At 51.9% G+C, this 18,979-nt stretch carries 20 protein-coding genes and 1 riboswitch; all 20 genes read left to right on the top strand.

The features are described 5' to 3' along the window. The first annotated feature begins 164 nt into the window (after positions 1-164). The 20 genes from ychF to atpG all read left to right on the top strand — a co-directional run bounded on the left by ychF (position 165) and on the right by atpG (position 18,952). Positions 165-1,265 (top strand): redox-regulated ATPase YchF, encoded by a 1,101-nt coding sequence (gene ychF / locus R70331_RS28385; protein ID WP_039877652.1) that lies wholly within the window; start codon positions 165-167, stop codon positions 1,263-1,265. A 287-nt stretch (positions 1,266-1,552) separates the two neighbouring features. After that, positions 1,553-2,620, top strand: a complete 1,068-nt coding sequence (prfA, locus tag R70331_RS28380) for a peptide chain release factor 1 (protein WP_042183389.1) — start codon at positions 1,553-1,555, stop codon at positions 2,618-2,620. Positions 2,621-2,624: 4 nt separating this feature from the next. Next, positions 2,625-3,602 (top strand): peptide chain release factor N(5)-glutamine methyltransferase, encoded by a 978-nt coding sequence (prmC, locus tag R70331_RS28375; protein WP_042181346.1) that lies wholly within the window; start codon positions 2,625-2,627, stop codon positions 3,600-3,602. 292 nt (positions 3,603-3,894) lie between these two features. Further along, positions 3,895-5,079, top strand: a complete 1,185-nt coding sequence (locus R70331_RS28370) for an FtsW/RodA/SpoVE family cell cycle protein (protein WP_042181344.1) — start codon at positions 3,895-3,897, stop codon at positions 5,077-5,079. A gap of 222 nt (positions 5,080-5,301) precedes the next feature. Continuing rightward, a complete protein-coding gene (locus R70331_RS28365) occupies positions 5,302-6,468 on the top strand; it encodes an FtsW/RodA/SpoVE family cell cycle protein (protein ID WP_042181342.1) in 1,167 nt (388 codons plus the stop codon). A gap of 157 nt (positions 6,469-6,625) precedes the next feature. After that, positions 6,626-7,345 (top strand): stage II sporulation protein R, encoded by a 720-nt coding sequence (gene spoIIR, locus R70331_RS28360; RefSeq protein ID WP_042183388.1) that lies wholly within the window; start codon positions 6,626-6,628, stop codon positions 7,343-7,345. Between the two features lie 318 nt (positions 7,346-7,663). Continuing rightward, positions 7,664-8,230: a manganese efflux pump MntP gene (locus tag R70331_RS28355; RefSeq protein ID WP_042181340.1), complete on the top strand. Its 567-nt coding sequence runs from the start codon at positions 7,664-7,666 to the stop codon at positions 8,228-8,230. A gap of 51 nt (positions 8,231-8,281) precedes the next feature. Beyond that, positions 8,282-8,869, top strand: a complete 588-nt coding sequence (locus R70331_RS28350; protein WP_042181338.1) for a low molecular weight protein arginine phosphatase — start codon at positions 8,282-8,284, stop codon at positions 8,867-8,869. 50 nt (positions 8,870-8,919) lie between these two features. After that, positions 8,920-9,002: riboswitch (ZMP/ZTP riboswitch) on the top strand. A 73-nt stretch (positions 9,003-9,075) separates the two neighbouring features. Further along, positions 9,076-9,729 carry a TIGR01440 family protein gene (locus R70331_RS28345; RefSeq protein WP_081947782.1) on the top strand — a complete coding sequence of 218 codons (654 nt, stop codon included), beginning with the start codon at positions 9,076-9,078 and terminating at the stop codon, positions 9,727-9,729. 98 nt (positions 9,730-9,827) lie between these two features. Then, positions 9,828-11,075 (top strand): serine hydroxymethyltransferase, encoded by a 1,248-nt coding sequence (gene glyA / locus R70331_RS28340; protein WP_156131207.1) that lies wholly within the window; start codon positions 9,828-9,830, stop codon positions 11,073-11,075. 441 nt (positions 11,076-11,516) lie between these two features. Continuing rightward, on the top strand, positions 11,517-12,146 hold the full coding sequence (gene upp, locus R70331_RS28335; RefSeq protein ID WP_039877631.1) for a uracil phosphoribosyltransferase: 630 nt from the start codon (positions 11,517-11,519) through the stop codon (positions 12,144-12,146). A gap of 66 nt (positions 12,147-12,212) precedes the next feature. After that, positions 12,213-13,382 (top strand): non-hydrolyzing UDP-N-acetylglucosamine 2-epimerase, encoded by a 1,170-nt coding sequence (wecB, locus tag R70331_RS28330; protein WP_042181335.1) that lies wholly within the window; start codon positions 12,213-12,215, stop codon positions 13,380-13,382. A 171-nt stretch (positions 13,383-13,553) separates the two neighbouring features. Beyond that, entirely contained in the window at positions 13,554-13,787 is a 234-nt protein-coding gene (locus R70331_RS28325) for an ATPase F0F1 (protein ID WP_042181333.1), read from the top strand. Beyond that, positions 13,780-14,157, top strand: coding sequence for an ATP synthase subunit I (locus tag R70331_RS28320; protein WP_042181331.1), 378 nt, complete (start codon positions 13,780-13,782; stop codon positions 14,155-14,157). The genes R70331_RS28325 and R70331_RS28320 overlap by 8 nt, the downstream gene beginning before the upstream one ends. Before the next feature lie 26 nt (positions 14,158-14,183). Further along, positions 14,184-14,951 carry a F0F1 ATP synthase subunit A gene (gene atpB / locus R70331_RS28315; RefSeq protein ID WP_042181329.1) on the top strand — a complete coding sequence of 256 codons (768 nt, stop codon included), beginning with the start codon at positions 14,184-14,186 and terminating at the stop codon, positions 14,949-14,951. A gap of 107 nt (positions 14,952-15,058) precedes the next feature. Next, positions 15,059-15,271 (top strand): F0F1 ATP synthase subunit C, encoded by a 213-nt coding sequence (gene atpE, locus R70331_RS28310; protein ID WP_039877624.1) that lies wholly within the window; start codon positions 15,059-15,061, stop codon positions 15,269-15,271. A 97-nt stretch (positions 15,272-15,368) separates the two neighbouring features. Next, complete coding sequence (atpF, locus tag R70331_RS28305) at positions 15,369-15,857, top strand: F0F1 ATP synthase subunit B (protein ID WP_042181328.1); 489 nt, start codon at positions 15,369-15,371, stop codon at positions 15,855-15,857. Next, positions 15,854-16,405 (top strand): F0F1 ATP synthase subunit delta, encoded by a 552-nt coding sequence (locus tag R70331_RS28300; RefSeq protein WP_042181326.1) that lies wholly within the window; start codon positions 15,854-15,856, stop codon positions 16,403-16,405. The genes atpF and R70331_RS28300 overlap by 4 nt, the downstream gene beginning before the upstream one ends. 11 nt (positions 16,406-16,416) lie before the next feature. After that, positions 16,417-17,928, top strand: a complete 1,512-nt coding sequence (atpA, locus tag R70331_RS28295; RefSeq protein WP_042181324.1) for a F0F1 ATP synthase subunit alpha — start codon at positions 16,417-16,419, stop codon at positions 17,926-17,928. A gap of 154 nt (positions 17,929-18,082) precedes the next feature. Continuing rightward, positions 18,083-18,952, top strand: a complete 870-nt coding sequence (gene atpG, locus R70331_RS28290; RefSeq protein WP_042181322.1) for an ATP synthase F1 subunit gamma — start codon at positions 18,083-18,085, stop codon at positions 18,950-18,952. Positions 18,953-18,979 lie beyond the last annotated feature (27 nt).

Below are 18,979 nucleotides of genomic sequence, written 5' to 3'. Positions count from 1 at the left end.
TCGCTCTTAAGTACTCTTCAATAGCTGCAGCTTGCCTTTTTTCTGACACACCGCCGGGACATCCGCTGTTGCTGGCAGTTTTGTTCTAATATATAATGGTTTAGATCACAGGTCGGTAATGATGCGATGGATCAATACAACCGAAAATAGGAGTTGTCATATAAATGGCTTTGAAAGCTGGTATCGTTGGACTGCCAAACGTTGGTAAATCCACATTGTTTAATGCAATCACACAAGCGGGTGCGGAATCCGCCAACTATCCGTTTTGCACCATTGACCCGAATGTTGGTGTTGTGGAAGTGCCGGATGAGCGTCTCGACAAGCTGACTGAGCTGGTGCAGCCGAACAAGACGGTTCCGACCGCCTTTGAATTCGTTGATATTGCCGGACTCGTGCGCGGCGCGAGCAAAGGCGAAGGCCTGGGCAACAAGTTCCTCGCCCATATCCGTGAAGTGGATGCGATTGTGCATGTTGTACGCTGCTTTGTGGATGAGAATGTAACCCACGTAGACGGCAAAGTTAATCCGATCAGCGACATCCAGACCATTAATCTGGAGCTGATTCTGGCTGACCTTGAGAGCGTGGAGAAGCGCATTGAGCGTTCCCGCAAAAACATCAAGGGCGGCGACAAGAAATACGCCCAGGAGGTTGAAGTACTGGAGCGCGTCAAGGAAGCCCTGTACGAAGACAAACCAGCGCGCAGCCTGGAGCTGTCGGATGACGAGCGGCTGATCGTGCGTGATCTGCACCTGCTGACCCTGAAGCCGGTGCTGTACGCAGCTAACGTGGGTGAAGATGAAGTGGCAACGGCTGAGGAGAATCCGTACGTTAAGCAGGTCCGTGAATTTGCAGCTGCTGAGAATGCTGAAGTCGTGCCGATCAGTGCCAAGGTTGAGGCTGAAATTGCCGAGCTGGAAGGCGAAGACAAAGAAATGTTCCTCGAAGAGCTGGGTCTGCAGGAATCCGGTCTGAACCGCCTGATCAAAGCGGCTTATAAGCTGCTTGGACTGTATACTTACTTCACAGCAGGCGTGCAGGAAGTCCGTGCCTGGACGATCCGTAAGGGCACCAAGGCACCTGGCGCTGCCGGTGTTATCCATACCGACTTCGAACGCGGCTTTATCCGTGCCGAGGTTGTGGCATATAGCGACCTTCTGGCTGCAGGCTCCATGAACGGTGCCAAGGAACGCGGACAGCTCCGCCTGGAAGGTAAGGAATATCTGGTTCAGGACGGCGATGTTATGCATTTCCGTTTCAACGTATAACAGTACGGCTGTACATTATAGAGATAGAGAGGCCATTCTGTGGCGGGTATCCGCTGCCGGATGGCTTCTTTTGTCAGCAGGGACGGAATAGTATGACAGCCCATTCTGTATACTTATAGAATCCGGACGGAATTTTATTTGTAAAAGCACCCTGGCTGTGCATGCATAACTGTAGCCAACTGGCACAAACGGTGGTATAATATAAAGTCGTATATCTATTCTTGTTGTAATCACTAATTTAAAGTATTTTGACGAATATATTGAACCAGGAGAGGTGAATTCCCTTGTTGTTGGACCGATTGCAATCATTGGCGGACCGCTATGAGAAACTCAGTGAACTGCTTTGTGACCCGGATGTTGCAAACGACAGTAAGAAACTGAGGGACTATTCCAAAGAACAATCTGATCTGCAGCCTGCCTTTGAGGCATATGCTGAATATAAAAATGTAATGGAAGAGCTTGAGGCTGCCAAGATGATGCAGGCCGAGAAGCTTGATGATGAAATGAAGGAAATGGTCAAGATGGAGATTGATGACCTTTCCTCGCGCCAGGTTGAGCTGGAGGAGAAGATCCGTATCCTGCTCCTGCCGAAGGACCCGAATGACGACAAGAACGTAATCGTCGAAATCCGCGGCGCAGCCGGCGGAGATGAAGCGGCTTTGTTCGCCTCTGACCTGTACCGGATGTACACCCGTTATGCCGATACCCAAGGCTGGCGTGTGGAGCTGATGGATGTGAACACGAATGACCTGGGCGGCTTCAAGGAAGTTATCTTCCTGATTAACGGCCGCGGTGCGTACAGCAAGATGAAATACGAGAGCGGCGCACACCGCGTACAGCGTATTCCGGCCACCGAATCCGGCGGACGGATTCACACCTCTACTTCTACAGTAGCGGTTATGCCGGAAGCGGAAGAATTCGAAATCGAGATTCACGATAAAGACATCCGCGTAGATACATTCTGCTCCAGCGGAGCGGGCGGACAGTCGGTTAATACAACCAAATCTGCAGTTCGCGTAACTCACGTGCCTACCGGTATCGTAGCTACCTGTCAGGACGGCAAATCGCAGAACTCCAACAAAGAGAAGGCGCTGCAGGTACTGCGTGCGCGTATCTCGGACCTCAAGCGTCAGGAAGAGGAAGCGAAGTATGCCGGAGAACGCAAGAGCAAAGTGGGTACAGGTGACCGCAGTGAGCGGATCCGCACCTACAATTTCCCGCAGAGCCGGGTAACGGATCACCGCATCGGCCTGACCCTGCACCGTCTGGAGCAGGTAATGAACGGGGAGATTACAGACATCATTTCAGCGCTGTCGATTGCCGAGCAGGCAGAATTGATGGAAAAAGGAGAATAATGCTTTGAAACACGGCTTATATGTCATGCCTCATGTGCAAAGCATCCGGGAAGCCTTTGCGGAGGCTTCTTCTTTTTTGGACAAAAGCGGGTGCAACGAGCCGCAGCGCAGCAGCCAGCTGCTGCTGGAGCATGTGCTGGGCGCAAGCGGAGCCGCCTATTATATGGCGCTGGCTGACCCTTTTCCGGCGGCGCTTAAGGACGCCTGGGAAGCCGCGGTCAGCCGGCGGGCGGCCGGTGAGCCGGTGCAATATATTACCGGCGAGCAGGAATTTTACGGCCGGGCGTTCGAGGTGACACCGGACGTGCTGATCCCGCGGCCGGAGACGGAGCTGCTCGTCGAGGCCATTCTAAAGTACGGCGCGGAGCTGTGGCCGGACGGGCTTGTGCATGCGCCGGACGGCGGGGCGCGGACCGGTATGCACGCTGCGGGCGGACCTGCGTCGGCTGAAGCGGCTGGCGCGTACCAGCCGCGGCCGCTGGCCGCCGTCGACATCGGCGCCGGCAGCGGGGCCATCTCCGTCACGCTGGCGGCCGAAGCGCCGGCGTGGCGGGTCTCAGCCGGCGATATCTCGCCCGGCGCACTGGCCGTGGCCGCGCGCAATGCCCTGCGGCATGGCGCGGCTGTGGACCTGCGGCTCGGCGATCTGCTCGAGCCGTTTGCGGGGCTGGAGACGGATATCCTCGTCTCCAACCCGCCGTACATCCCCGGCGGTGATATCGCCGGGCTGCAGCGCGAGGTGCGCGACCATGAGCCGCGCACTGCTCTGGACGGCGGCGGCGACGGGCTCGACCCGTACCGCCGCATGATGGAGCTGCTGCCGCTGCTGCCGGCAGCCCCGCGCCTGGTCGGCTTTGAGCTCGGCCAGGGACAGGCCGGCGAAGTGGCCGCGCTGCTGCGCGCGGCGGGCCACTGGAACGAGATCGTCACTATTGACGATCTCGCCGGTATCCCCCGCCACGTGCTGGGCATCGCGCGTTAACGCCATCCCCGTGTGCGATCCGGTCACTGTGAGAGCTGAGCGTCATTCCGCCGTAAACGGGGCATCGCGCGCTAGCGCAGTCACCATACGTGAGCCCGGCACCGCGCATTAAGCTTCATCCCGCTGCGTGCAAGACTCACCCTCATCTGCCTATGCATTTCACCGCCGCGCTGTTAGAGGAACAGCCGTCGGTGAAATTGTATTTTTGCTGCTCCTTCCTTTACAATATAATCAGCGGACTGCCGTGTAAGCAGGAATCCGGAAGCTTAAGTGACGAGTAAGGAGACAGGATATGCTTCAGAAGATCAAGAAGATTGACGGCGTTATCGTAGTTGTTCTATTAATGCTGATGGTTATCAGTATTTTCTCTATATATAGTGTGACCCATGGAAGAGACGGCCTGGACGGGATGCATATGAAGATGATCCGGTTTTATGTGCTGGGCCTTATAGCCTTTTTAGGGCTGACCTTTCTCGACTACCGGCTGATTATCAAATATGCGCTGTATATTTATATAACAGGGATCGGCATTCTGGTGCTGGTCAGCTTTGTCGGCAAAACGCAGAACGGTGCGCAGGGCTGGCTGAACATCGGCGGGCTGAGCCTGCAGCCGGCGGAGCTCTTTAAGCTGATTCTGATTCTGTTTCTGGCGGCAGTGCTGGTCCGCAAGAATAAGAACAAGCTGATGTTCTGGAAGGATATTGTGCCGCTGACCCTGCTCACCCTGCTTCCGTTCATCATTGTCATCAGCCAGAACGATCTCGGGAATGCCCTGTCCTATATTGTGATTCTGGCAGGTCTGCTGTGGATCGGTAACATCAAATTTTCACATGCCCTGATAGCGGTTCTAATTGTAATTGGCGCAGCTGTCGCAGGAATTATGAGCTATATCCACTATCATGATCAGCTGAAGACGTTTATGACGGATATCGGCCGTTCGCACTGGGTAGAGCGGTTTGACCCTTGGCTGGTTCCTGAAAAAGCGACCGCCAAAGCCAGCTACCACACCAAAAATGCCAAGCTGGCGATTGCCTCGGGCGGTATGAGCGGGGAGGGCTATATGAACGGCAGCTCGGTGCAGACCGACCGTGTGCCTTACACGTATTCCGACTCCATTTTTGTGCAGATTGCCGAAGAGTTTGGATTTATCGGCTCTGCGCTGCTGCTGCTGCTGTATTTCATCCTGATCCACAGGATGATTCTGATAGCGCTGGAGTCTAAGGACCGCGGCGGTCCGTTCCTGATTGTCGGGATTGTGGCGATGATTCTGTACCAGATTTTTGAGAATATCGGAGCCTTCATCGGGCTTATGCCGCTCACCGGGATCACCCTGCCGTTCATCAGCTTCGGGGGTACCTCGCTTATGATTAACATGGCAAGCATCGGCCTTGCGATGAGCGTCCGCCTGCATGGACAGGAAGTGGAAGAAGACCTGCCGGCTCCTGCAGCCTATCCCGCTGCAGCGAAGCAGGGATAACTAAAGACTGATTCTGGCGAGCAGACTGCCGGGCCTCATGTGATGGGGCTTCCGGCAGTTTTTTTATGAATAAGAGAGTATTCATTTTTGCCGTATATCCGTGGACATTTGAATTTATACTGCAGCATGATCTAATATGGATACTAGAAGTTTCTTCCTTTAGATATTCTTTTGTGGAATATATGGAAGCGGCTCATTCCGTGTCAGATAGGAGCTTGCCTGATGCTGCAGAGAATCAAAAAAATAGACGGGGTTATAGTAATCGTACTGCTCATGCTGATGGCGGTCAGCATTCTGGCGATATACAGTGTCACACACGGCCGTGCAGAGCAGGGAATGCATATGCAGATGATTCAATATTACGCAGCGGGCTTTATCGTATTTTTTGGATTGTCCTTATTCGATTACAGGCTTCTGGTCAGGTATGCGGTCTATATCTACATTGCAGGAATCGGGGTTCTGGTAATGGTCAGCCTGTTCGGCACCGTTAAGTATGGCGCCAGAGCCTGGCTGGAGGTGGGCGGCTTCAGCTTTCAGCCGGCGGAGCTGTTTAAGCTGATCCTGATCCTGGCGCTTGCTGCCCTGCTGGTCCGGCTGAACCGCAGCCAGCTGCGGTTCTGGCGAGAGGTTGTGCCGCTTAGTATGGTCGCGCTCCTGCCGTTTTGCATTGTTATTGTCCAGAATGATATGGGTAACGCCCTAAGCTTCATGGTTATTCTGGTCGGCCTGTTATGGATTGGGCGGATTAAGCTTTCCCATGCGCTGATTGGGCTGGCGGTTGCCGGCGGTCTGCTGGGCGGCTTTGTATACAGCTATATTAACTATCATGAGCAGACCACAAATTTTCTGAGTGCCACGGTCGGCCGGGAGCATTTTATTAAACGCTTTGATCCGTGGCTGGTACCTGAGCGGGCCAGCAGTGATGACAGCTACCAGACGCGTAATGCCAGAATCGCTATCGGCTCAGGCGGTCTTCTCGGAGAGGGCTATCTGAAGGGCAATTCTGTCCAGTCGAATAAAATACCGGTGCTGTACTCGGATGCCATTTTTGCACAAATTGCCGAGGAATTCGGTTTTGTCGGCGCTGCTGTGCTGCTGCTGCTGTTTTTTGTCCTCATTCACCGGATGATCCTGTTTGCGCTGGAGTGTAAGGACCGGGCCGGGCCTTTTCTGATTATTGGTATAGTAGCGATGCTTTTGTACCAGATTCTCGAGAATATCGGCGCTTACATCGGCTTAATGCCGCTGACGGGGATTACCCTGCCGTTCATCAGCTACGGGGGCACCTCCATTTTAATTAATATGGCGAGTATGGGAATTGCCATGAGTGTGCATCTGTATGGCCAGGATGTGGAGGAAGACCTGCCCGTCCCTGCGCTGCATTTTTGAAAATAAGCCTCTTAGTTTCCTCCGCCTGTTGCAAGATAAACTTTTACTAGTTTAATAGGTTTGCCCCCTCTCTTTTCCGGACATACTGGGAGTATAAGAGATTTAGGGAGAGGGGCTGCCGGATATGAAATGGTTTACGACGGAGAGACAGGAAGCCATGCGGGTTACTTTTAAGCATACTGCTATTTTATTTTCATTTTTGATGGTGCTTATGATGGTTTGGGAAGGGCAGAAGAGCGATGCGGCTGTGGCGGAATCTGCGATTCCGCAGCAATCGATCCGTTTGCGCATACTGGCTAACTCTGATGGAACGGCAGACCAGCTGGTCAAGCGCCAGATCCGTGATGCGATTGTGGAACAGATGAACCAGTGGGTATCCGGACTTGAGGACCCACAAAGCCTTGAACAGGCGCGCACGTTGATCAGAAGCCATCTGCCTGAACTAAATGAGCTGGTTGCTTCGGAGCTGGAAAAGCGGGGCATCGGTTATGATTATAAGGTTGAGCTTGGCGTTGTGCCGTTTCCGACTAAGCTGTATGGGGGAACAGTATATCCGGCCGGGGAATATGAAGCAGTGCGGGTTACGCTGGGTGCGGGTAAAGGACAGAACTGGTGGTGTGTGCTGTTTCCGCCGCTCTGCTTTATTGATGCCGGAACAGGTGACGCTGCCGCCAAGGGAGCAGCGGTTGCTTCAGCGGCAGGAGCAGAGGACAGTGTACAAACAGGTGGAGCGGATAAGGCTCAGACTGTCTCTACTGCCGTAGACACAGCAGGTACAAATGCTGCCGGCACAGACGGGGAAGCTCCTGAAGTACGGTTCTTCCTCTGGGATATGCTGCAGAATTTATGGGACTGGATCAGCGGGCTGTGGGCATAAGGGACATGTAACGGACAACGGGGCTGCACGAACCGCTAAACGAATTATTCTTAGGAATACGGCTCCGGCTTTCGGGGCCGTTTTTGTGCAAATATAAGAATTTATATGTTTTACGCTATCAATAATCCTTATATTTCTCGCAGGAACGGTTACCGCCTTCTCTGAAGGACGGCATAGCCGTTTCTACTTGTGCGGGCTTACTGTTGAAGGATACCCGGCGGACTGGCCGCCGTCATATCCCCTGTCTGTCCAGTCATGATTGTCCTGCTTGCGGCATATTGTTGTTGTACAAGACATTCAGACTTTGGGGGTATGGGCATGGCGGTGGTTTATGCTGGCTGGGGCCAGATTGTAACGGTTGCCATTATGGCAATTGCACTGGGAATGGATGCCTTTTCGCTCGGTGTAGGGATCGGGATGAAAGGAATCCGTCTGCTGCATGTGCTGCAGCTCAGCCTGCTGATCGCTTTTTTTCATGTACTGATGCCATTGCTGGGCTTATTCACCGGCAGCTATGTAGGCCAATTACTGGGACAAGTAACAACTTATGCTGCCGGGGGGCTGCTTATTTTACTGGGCGGGCACATGGTCTGGAACTCTTTTCGGACAGAGGAGAAGATCAGCCGGCCGATGGATCACCGCACGTTCTGGGGTATGCTGCTTATTTCGCTCAGCGTGAGTATTGATTCCTTCTCTGTAGGTGTATCCCTTGGCATGTTTGTGAATAGCATAGTCTTAACTGTATTGGCATTTGGAGTCTGCGGAGGCTTCATGGCTATTGCCGGACTGCTGCTGGGAAGACGGGTCAGCCGGGGGCTTGGTGATTACGGAGAGGCACTGGGCGGAGCCATTCTTTTGGGGTTTGGCTTGCTGTTCATCTTTTGATACAATAACGGCATCAGAAATTTATTTTATTTCTTCATGGAGGTGGAAAGCATGCTGCATATTTTATTCGTCTGCACCGGCAATACCTGCCGCAGTCCTATGGCTGAAGGGCTGTTGCGGAAGCTCGCGAAAGAGCGGGGCATCGAGCTGGAAGTGCGGTCTGCAGGCGTTTCAGCCATTTCCGGCACTTCCGTGTCCAGACACGCCGCGGCGATTCTGCAGGAGGAAGGCATTAATGACCGTATGAGCTCTACCCAGCTTAACGCAGAGGCGGTGAATTGGGCGGATCTGGTGCTTACGCTGACCGGCGGCCATAAACGGCATCTGCTGCAATATTTCCCGGAAGCTGTATCCAAAACACATACGCTCAAGGAATATGTGTATAACGAAGACTCCGTGAACGGAGATATCAGTGAGCTGGACAGCCTGTATGCGGAGGCGGAGCTCAGTATTGCACTGGGCCGTGAGCCGAAATCAGCGGATTTGCAGCGGATTATCGAAATCCGGCAGCGGATTCCGAGCTTTGATATCTCTGATCCGTTCGGGGGATCACGGGAAGATTATGAGCTTGCGGCTGCGGAGATCCGCACTGCGCTCCACAATCTGCTGGACAAACTGGAGTCCTTACGCCGTTTGTAAAGAAGGTTGATTTTTCACCCGCTTTCCTTTAAGATGTAATAAATATTACCCGGTTCCGGTGTGACTGGCGACAAGTGTGGATGAAACCACGATGGAGCACTGGAATAAACGGCCGGTCGCCTGGGCAAAAGAGCACATCCGCAGCCACCTGCGGACTGCTCTTTTTTGTTTAAAATGCAAGAATGAGGCTTGAGGAGGCGTAAGCGATGGATGAGGTCATGAAGCAGGGCTCCCCGGAAGAACGCGCAGCAGGTGCTTTATCAGGGCGGTTGGAGGCTCCGGCGGGTGCGGAGCTTTCCCTGGCGGCGGCAACTGCTGCTGCAGTGGGCGAGCTGGCCGAAGCCGGCAGGCTTGGACCCGGCAAAATTCTTGTAGTCGGAGCGAGCACCAGTGAGGTTGCAGGCGTCCGGATCGGTACCGGCGGTGCCCTGGAAGTGGCACAGCAGCTCTTGCAGGGAATACGCCAGATTGCCGGCGAACGGGGCTTTAGCGCTGTGTATCAGTGCTGTGAGCATTTGAACCGCGCGCTGGTGATGGAACGGTCCCTGCTTGAAGCTCTGGGACTCAGGGAGGTTTCAGCTGTGCCAATCCCGGGGGCCGGCGGTTCGATGGCCGCTGCAGCCTACAGCCTGATGACTGATCCGGTGCTTGCGGAAACGATAGAAGCCCACGCAGGGATTGATATCGGTGAGACGCTGATCGGCATGCATTTGCGCCGGGTGGCGGTGCCTTTCCGGCCAAGCCTTCGCTATATCGGCTCAGCCCGAGTAAATGCGGCCTTCACCAGGCCGCCGCTGATCGGCGGAGAGCGTGCGGTTTACCGCACGCCGGAGACAAGCGGTTCGCCGCAGTGTGATTAGAGCTTGGCGGAATGGAAGTTACAGTGTCGTATAGTAGTCAGTCTGAGGTTTTGTATTAACACAATAAATTATGAGCGTTAGGGAGGAAGTAAGAAATCATGGAACAATTGCGCAAGAGTGACCCGGCAGTACTGGAAGCAATGGGGCTGGAGCTGAGCCGTCAGCGTGCCAACATTGAGCTTATCGCTTCAGAGAATATCGTCAGTGAAGCTGTTATGGAAGCAATGGGTTCTGTGCTTACGAACAAATACGCTGAAGGCTATCCGGGCAAGCGCTACTATGGCGGCTGTGAGGACGTTGACATCGTTGAGAACCTTGCCCGTGACCGTGCCAAGCAGCTGTTCGGAGCAGAGCATGCCAATGTTCAGCCGCACTCCGGTGCCCAAGCGAATATGGCGGTTTATCTGGCTGCTCTGAATCCCGGTGATACCGTACTGGGCATGAATCTTGCGCATGGCGGACATTTGACGCACGGAAGTCCGGTCAATGCCTCCGGCCTGCTCTATAATTTTGTAGCCTATGGCGTACAAGAAGATACATTCCTGATTGATTATGATGAAGTGCGCAAAGCCGCATTCAAACACCGTCCGAAGCTGATCGTTGCTGGGGCGAGCGCTTATCCGCGGACCATTGATTTTGAAGCGCTTGGTTCGATTGCGAATGATGTCGGTGCGCTGTTCATGGTTGATATGGCTCATATTGCCGGTCTGGTTGCTGCCGGACTGCATCCGAGCCCTGTACCGCATGCCCATTTCGTTACAACTACAACCCACAAAACACTTCGCGGACCGCGCGGAGGGATGATTCTGTGCAGACAGCCTTGGGCTGCTGCAATTGATAAGGCAGTATTCCCGGGCTCCCAGGGCGGACCGCTGATGCATGTCATTGCTTCAAAAGCCGTATCCTTCGGCGAAGCGCTGCAGCCGTCCTTCAAAACATATGCCCAAAATGTGGTGAAGAATGCCAAGGTGCTGGCAGAAACACTGGTCGGAGAAGGTATTAACATCGTTTCCGGCGGAACGGACAACCACCTGATGCTGCTCGATACCCGTAACCTGAACATTACCGGTAAGGATGCGGAGAAGGTGCTTGATTCTATCGGCATTACCGTGAACAAAAACGCCATTCCGTTTGACCCGACCAGCCCGTTTGTAACAAGCGGTATCCGGATCGGTACTCCTGCGGTTACTTCCCGCGGAATGGACGAGCAGGCTATGACCGTCATCGGCCGCATTATCGCCAAGGTTCTGAAGAATCCGAAGGACGAAACGGTACTCACTGAAGCGGCCCGCGAGGTAGCTGAGCTTACAGAGAAGTTCCCGATCTATCCTGACTTGCAATATTAATATCCAGTCTGCTTCATAACTATGGAGCGGAACCAAGCCTCTGCAGGGACTGATTTATGAAGGTCTGTGCAGAGGCTTTTTCTGTATCAGGGGATAGGCGTTGCATAATGTTCACAATTATAGCGCAGAAATTGTCGATAAATTCCATGAAATATCCATGAAAGTTCATGGAATTTTCAATAAAAACAGTGAAAAAAATGTGAATGGTATTAAAAATGATAATTAGCAAACACTAAAGCTCGATTTATATCCAAAAAAGAGCAGGAAACAACGAAAGCTGCCCTTGGAGTGCTTCACCGGAGTGCTGCAGTTTTACGCAGCTACTTTCCCTTCGGAGGTGAAATACACCTCCGGTGATGATATAATAGACAAGATTTAGCCACCGGAGCGGCAAAAGCGCTTTCTGCGGCTATAAGACTTACATTTACCGGAGGGACAGAAATGGGAAAATTGGTAATTTGCGATCATCCTTTGATTCAGCACAAACTGACATTTATCCGCGATGTGCGGACCAACACGAAAGAATTCAGAGAGCATGTAGATGAAGTGGCTACGCTTATGGCCTATGAAATTACGCGGGATATCCCGCTGGAGACAATCACTGTACAGACACCTGTTGCAGAGACAGAGAGCAAGGTCATTTCGGGCAGAATGCTCGGGCTGATCCCTATTCTCCGCGCCGGTCTTGGTATGACTGAAGGTGTCCTCAAGCTGCTGCCTGCTGCAAAGGTAGGGCATGTAGGCCTGTTCCGTGACCCGGAAACCCTGCAGCCGGTTGAATATTACATTAAGCTGCCTACAGATGTGCAGGAACGCGAGCTGATCGTGATTGATCCGATGCTGGCTACCGGCGGGTCTGCAATTGCGGCGATTACCTCGCTCAAGAACCGCGGCTGCACCCAGATCAAGATGATGAACCTGATTGCAGCTCCTGAAGGTGTTGCAGCTGTACAGGCTGCCCATCCTGATGTAGACATCTATGTCGCGGCGCTTGATGATCACCTGAATGATCACGGGTATATTGTACCAGGACTCGGAGATGCGGGAGACCGTCTATACGGAACCAAATAGGAAGCAGCGGAGTATTAAGGAATAGCTGTGCATACAGCTATCTATATAGAAGAAAGGGGTGGGGAAATGGCTAAAAAGATAAAGGTGATGACGATCTTCGGTGTACGTCCGGAAGCCATTAAGATGGCACCGCTTGTCCTGGAACTGAATAAACATCCTGAGCATATTGACTCTGTGGTCTGCGTAACCGCGCAGCACCGTGAGCTGTTGGATCAGGTGCTGGATGTATTCAAGATTGTGCCTGATTATGATCTGGACGTTATGAAGGACCGGCAGACGCTTAACGAAATCTCCATCCGTGTGCTGCAGGGTCTTGAGCCGGTGCTTCGTGAAGCTAAGCCTGATCTGGTGCTCGTGCACGGCGATACACTGACGACCTTCCTGGCCAGCTATGCTTCGTTCCTGCAGCAGATACAGGTAGGACATGTGGAGGCGGGACTTCGGACATGGAACAAGCTGTCTCCTTATCCGGAGGAAATGAACCGCCAGCTGACAGGTGTTTTGGCTGATTTGCATTTTGCTCCTACAGACTGGTCAGCAGGAAATTTGAGACACGAGAACAAAAAGGAGTCAAGTATCTATATCACAGGCAACACCGTAACCGATGTGTTTCAATATACCGTACAGCCGGATTACCGGCATCCTGTGCTTGATTTTGCAGCGGGAAAAAGACTTATTCTGATGACGGCGCACCGCAGGGAGTCCCAAGGGGAACCGCACCGTCATATTTTCCGTGCAGTCAAAAGAATCGCTGATGAGTTCGAAGATGTGGCCATTGTTTATCCTGTGCATCCGAGCCCTGCAGTTAAGGAGCCGGCACATGAGATCCTGGGCGGACACCCGAGAATCAAGCTGATTGATCCGCTGGATGTTGTTGACCTGCATAATTTTTATCCGCATACCCACCTTATTTTGACCGATTCCGGCGGCCTGCAGGAGGAAGCTCCTTCCTTTGGAGTTCCTGTACTTGTGCTGCGTGATACGACCGAACGCCCGGAAGGGATCGAGGCCGGAACTTTGGAGCTAGTGGGGACGGACGAGGAGAAGGTGTATCAACGGACACATGCTCTGCTGACTGATCAGACGCTGTACCAGTCGATGAGCCGGGCCGCCAACCCGTATGGAGACGGCAAAGCTTCTGAAAGAATTGTCAATGCGATTAAGCACCATTTCGGTGTGAATGCCGATCGTCCAGAAGAATTTCATAAAATGTTCACAAATGAGCTTAAAGGCTAAAATTACTAATATACGAAAATGAAAATTCAGCATACAGTGAAACTGTACGGTTTGTATGGTTTTGAATAATTTTGCTGTGATTATTTTCATGTTTTCATGCGATTTTGAGCAATTTTCAGTGAATTGACAAAGAGTCGAGATATTCAGTAAAATTAGTTGGGATTGTAGCCTATGAAAGAGCCGAAGCGCGAGGCCGGACTGGGAAAAACCGCTCTGGTAATTGCAAGTGCAGGCACTTTGCTTGCCGCTTACATTATTATAGGTATATTTGCAGCAAGGTGGCTTCAACGCATGATTGACGGACCCGAATTCTGGGTTGCGATCGGCGCGATTTCCGGTATGGCTCTGGGAATTATCAACGTCGCCCTGTTAATCAAAAAATTTCTGGGGGAGCAAAATGGATAATATGACTCCCATGATCAATGCCGTAACAAGGGTCACATTTGTACTCATGGCAGGATTGCTGATGGGATATGCTCTTCATCATGAAACCCGTGCAGTCACACTAGGGATGACACTCGGTTTGGTTGCGGGTATAGTGAATTTCCGTTATCTGGCCGTAAAGGTGCGGCGGGTGGCTGAATCGGTTGCGAATAATGAGGGGAAGGCTTTCAGTCTGGGGTTTGTCACACGGATCAGCTTTGCCATCCTGGTTACTATGTTCTCGGTCAAGATTGAGCATTTCTCGCTGGAGGCTACTATTGCTGGAATCTTTATTCCCCAGCTTCTCTCTATTCCGGTAGGGATATATTTAAGTGTAAGGAACAAGATGTAAGATTAAAGGGAAAGGGGGATGATACCATGCATGAAATGCCAATAATCTATCTTGGCAGCATACCAATTGATTTATCTGCTGTACTGACACTGCTAATCAGTTCCGTTATCGTTTTTGTACTGGTGATGCTGTCGGTCCGCAACCTGTCTGTCGATAATCCGTCAAGGCTCCAGAACTTTATGGAGTGGGTAGTCGAGTTCGTACAAGGGGTTATCAGCAGTGCAATGGACCTGAAGAAGGGCAAGCCTTACATATCACTGGGATTGACGCTGATATTGTTTATCTTTGTCTCCAATCTCCTGGGTCTGCCTTTTTCCTTTATCACTGAGGCCCATGAGCCGGTGACCATTTTTGGACACGTTATTGATGCGACCAAAAATCTCTCGCACGGTGAACATGTTGAGCTGCTCTGGTATAAGTCACCGACAGCAGATATCAACATTACGGCCGGACTCGCGATTATCGTTTTCGTACTGATGAACTATCTGGGCATTAAGCAGAACGGCAAACATTATTTCAAGCACTACATTGAGCCGTTTCCGATTTTCCTGCCGCTGAACATCATCGAGAACCTGGCTAAGCCGGTCGCTCTGGCGATTCGTTTGTTCGCAAACATTTTTGCCGGTGAGGTTCTGATCACTGTAATTCTCAAGCTGGGTATATTGAGTATACCGTTCCTGGCAGTCTGGCAGGGCTTTAGTATTTTCGTCGGGGCGCTCCAGGCCTTTATCTTTACGATTCTGACGATGGTGTACATCGCACAGATGACGATTCACGAAGAAGAAGCGCATTAATGAACTAACGCGGGCTGAACGGCTGATGCCGGACAGCATCTGCGGGAGATTTTTATATCATTAAAAAACACAAAAAAATGAACCGAAATTAAAGGAGGATATTTTCAATGGAATTTTTGGCAGCAGCAATCGCGGTTGGTTTGGGCGCACTCGGCGCAGGTCTTGGTAACGGTATGATCGTCAGCAGAACGGTTGAATCCATCGCCCGTCAGCCGGAAGCCCGTAACGCACTGCAGACTACAATGTTTATCGGTGTAGGTATCGTGGAAGTTATTCCTTTGGCGGCAACGGTTATCGCATTCTTGATCATGTTTTCATAATAAACCGTTCCTACGGTTTGGCGGGGAGGGCTTGTGCCATCCGCGCCTTACTTTTGTATATATCCGCACACCGCGGTAACGGAAAGGAGTGACCACAGTGACTATAGTATGGACCAACATAGTATTTTCAATTGTCGCATTTGCAATCCTGTATTTCCTGCTCAGCAAATTTGCTTTCAGCAAATTGTTCGGAATCATGGAGAAACGCCGTGAGCTTGTGCTGCAGCAGATGGATGAAGCAGCTAAGACCAGGGAGCAGGCGGTCGCTTATGTAGAAGAGCAGAAGCAGGCTTTGCAAAAAGCGCGCGAAGAGGCTCAGCAGATTATCCAGCAATCGCAGGCTACCAGCCTTAACCAGGCTGACAAGCTGATTGATCAGGCTAAGGGCGAGGCTGCCCGTCTGAAAGACGAGGCTGTCCGTGACATTGCTAACGAAAAGAACAAGGCAGTGGAAGCACTGCGCAGCGAGCTCGGATCTGCTTCGGTCCGCATCGCATCCAAGCTTCTTGAAAAAGAAGTTAAGGCTGACGGTGAACAGGAGCAGCTTGTTAACCAGTACCTCAAAGAGGTAGGAGGCCGGTCATGAGCGGCAGTGCGGTAGTTGCCAAGCGTTACGCCAAAGCCCTGTACAGTGCAGCGGTGGAGAAGGGCAATACGCTTGAAGTCGAAGAGCAGCTTAAGACACTCGTCACGGTGCTTCATTCTGATGAAGAGGTCAAACGGTTCATTCTTGCGCCGCGGATTTCACAGTCCGATAAGCTGAAGGTGCTGCGCACCGCACTTCAGGGTAAGCTCTCCGAAACGGTGATCAACACAGTTGAATTGCTGGTGGAGCGGGGCAGAACCGATATGTTTGCCGACTTGCTTGAAGCCTACATCAGAATTGAAGGTGAAGCTCTGGGGATCGGTGATGCAACGGTATACTCCACATATGCGCTGAGCCAGGAAGAACAGAATCAAGTGGCGCAGGAGTTCAGCGAGCTTACAAACCGCAAGATCCGGGTTACGAATCTCGTTGACCCAAGCCTTCTTGGCGGGCTAAAGGTTGTTATCGGCGATACGCTGTATGACGGCAGCCTGTCCGGCAAGCTTGAACGTCTCGAGAAATCTTTTAATGATAAGCATAGAAGATAGGGGTGAGGATATTGAGCATTAGACCTGAAGAGATCAGCAGTTTGATCAAAAGTCAAATTGAGCAATATAAAGCCGATATTGAAGTGGCCGAAATCGGCACCGTCATTCAAGTCGGCGACGGTATCGCCCGTGTCTACGGTCTGGAAAACGCTATGGCAGGAGAGCTGCTGGAGTTCTCCAACGGAGTAGTGGGCATGGCGCTCAATCTGGAAGAAAGCAACGTCGGTGTTGTTATTCTGGGTGAGTACACAGCGATTCGTGAAGGCGACCAAGTAAAACGTACGGGACAAATTATGCAAGTGCCTGTAGGCGAAGCTCTGCTGGGCCGCGTTGTAAATGCACTGGGCCAGCCGCTGGACGGCAAGGGGCCGATTGCTACAACGGAATTCCGTCCTGTAGAAAATAACGCTCCAGGCGTTATCGACCGTAAATCGGTACACGAACCAATGCAGACCGGTCTTAAAGCCATCGACGCGATGGTGCCGATCGGCCGCGGACAACGCGAGCTTATTATCGGTGACCGTCAGACAGGTAAAACTGCGATCGCAATTGATGCAATTATTAACCAAAAGGGCAACGGTATGAAATGTATCTATGTTGCCATCGGCCAGAAACAATCTACAGTAGCACAGGTTGTTGAAACCCTCCGCCGTCATGGCGCGCTGGAATACACAATCATTGTAACTGCATCTGCTTCCGAGCCGTCTCCGCTGCTGTACATCGCTCCATATGCGGGCTGTGCAATGGGCGAATACTTCATGTATAAGGGCGAGCACGTTCTCGTAATCTATGATGACCTTTCGAAGCAAGCTTCGGCTTACCGCGAATTGTCCCTGCTGCTCCGCCGTCCACCGGGCCGCGAAGCCTTCCCGGGTGACGTATTCTACCTGCATTCCCGTCTGCTTGAACGTGCGGCTAAGCTTAGCGATGAGCTTGGTGGCGGTTCATTAACCGCATTGCCATTCATCGAAACACAGGCTTCCGACGTATCGGCTTACATTCCTACGAACGTAATTTCGATTACCGACGGCCAAATCTTCCTTGAATCCGACCTGTTTAACTCTGGTCAGCGTCCAGCCATTAACGTAGGTATCTCCGTATCTCGTGTAGGCGGATCTGCACAGATTAAAGCGATGAAGAAGGTTGCCGGCTCGCTCCGTCTGGATCTTGCCCAATACCGCGAGCTTCAGGCGTTCTCCCAGTTCGGCTCCGATCTTGATAAATCCACGCTGGCCCGTCTGAACCGCGGTGCCCGGATGATGGAGATTCTTAAGCAGGGCGTTAACCAGCCGCTGTCTGTTGAACATCAGGTTATCAGCCTGTATACAGCTGTAAAGGGCCATCTCGATGATATTCCGGTCAAAGACGTAAGACGCTTTGAGAAGGAATTCCTGGCTTTCGTTGAATCGAATGGGGCTGGGATTGTTCAGTCGATCACGGATACCAAAGATTTAACTGCTGATAACGAAGCTGCGCTTAAAGAAGCTATTGAGAAATTCAAAAGAGGCTTTGCGACCAGTTAATCGTTAATACACATAGAATAACAGTCTGAACCGGGTTCCGGTGTACGCCGGAGCTTGGCTTATGCTAACGAAGATGGCTTTGACTGCGTCAAAGCCTGGTTTATGCTTACGAAGATAGCTTTGACTTCGTCAAAGCTTTAAGGTGGTGAAAATCATGGCAAGAAGCATGCGTGATATTAAACGTCAGATTAAAAGCGTTCAAAACACCAGACAGATCACCAAGGCAATGGAGATGGTAGCTGCATCGAAGCTGCGCAAGGCGCAGGAGAAGGCTGAGGCTGCCCGTCCTTACTCGGAGAAGCTGAAAGAGGTCGTATCGAGTATTGCTTCCAGCACCCAGGATGTGACGCATCCGATGCTGGTGAGCCGTCCTGTGAAAAAGACAGCGTATCTTATTGTCACCTCTGACAGAGGTCTCGCCGGCGGGTACAATGCCAATATTCTGCGTAAGCTGACAATGCTGCTGGCAGAAAAGCATAAATCCAAAGATGAGTACGCCCTGTTCGTAATTGGCCGTAAAGGCCGTGACTTCTTGCGCCGCCGTGAATATCCGATTGTGGAGGAAGTAACCGAGATGTCGGATTCGCCTAAGTTCTCTGACATCAAGTCGATTGCCTATTCTGCGGTTAAGCAGTTTGAAACAGGTGTCTACGACGAGCTGTACATCTGCTATAACCAGTTCGTCAATGCAATCAGCCAGGTGCCGACAGTTGACCGTCTGCTTCCTATGGATGCTGTAGGCGGCGCGGAACATCAGGGACCGAGTGCAAACTACGAATATGAGCCTTCGCCGGAAGGCGTGCTCGAAGTATTGCTTCCAAAATATGCAGAAACACTGATCTACAGTGCAGTTCTGGATGGTAAGGCCAGTGAGCTGGGTGCGAAAATGACAGCCATGGGCAGTGCGACGAAGAACGCGTCGAAGATGATCGGTGAACTCAGGCTTACGTATAACCGTGCCCGTCAGGCAGCAATTACTCAGGAAATTACCGAGATTGTTGCCGGAGCGAACGCGCAGTCTTAAAGATCAGGAAACGGGGGCCTAAGCCGC

Source organism: Paenibacillus sp. FSL R7-0331, assembly GCF_000758645.1.
GTDB classification, from domain to species: domain Bacteria; phylum Bacillota; class Bacilli; order Paenibacillales; family Paenibacillaceae; genus Paenibacillus_AQ; species Paenibacillus_AQ camerounensis.
The sequence above is the reverse complement of the archived record's forward strand: the minus strand, read 5'-3'. Positions and strand labels throughout refer to the sequence as shown.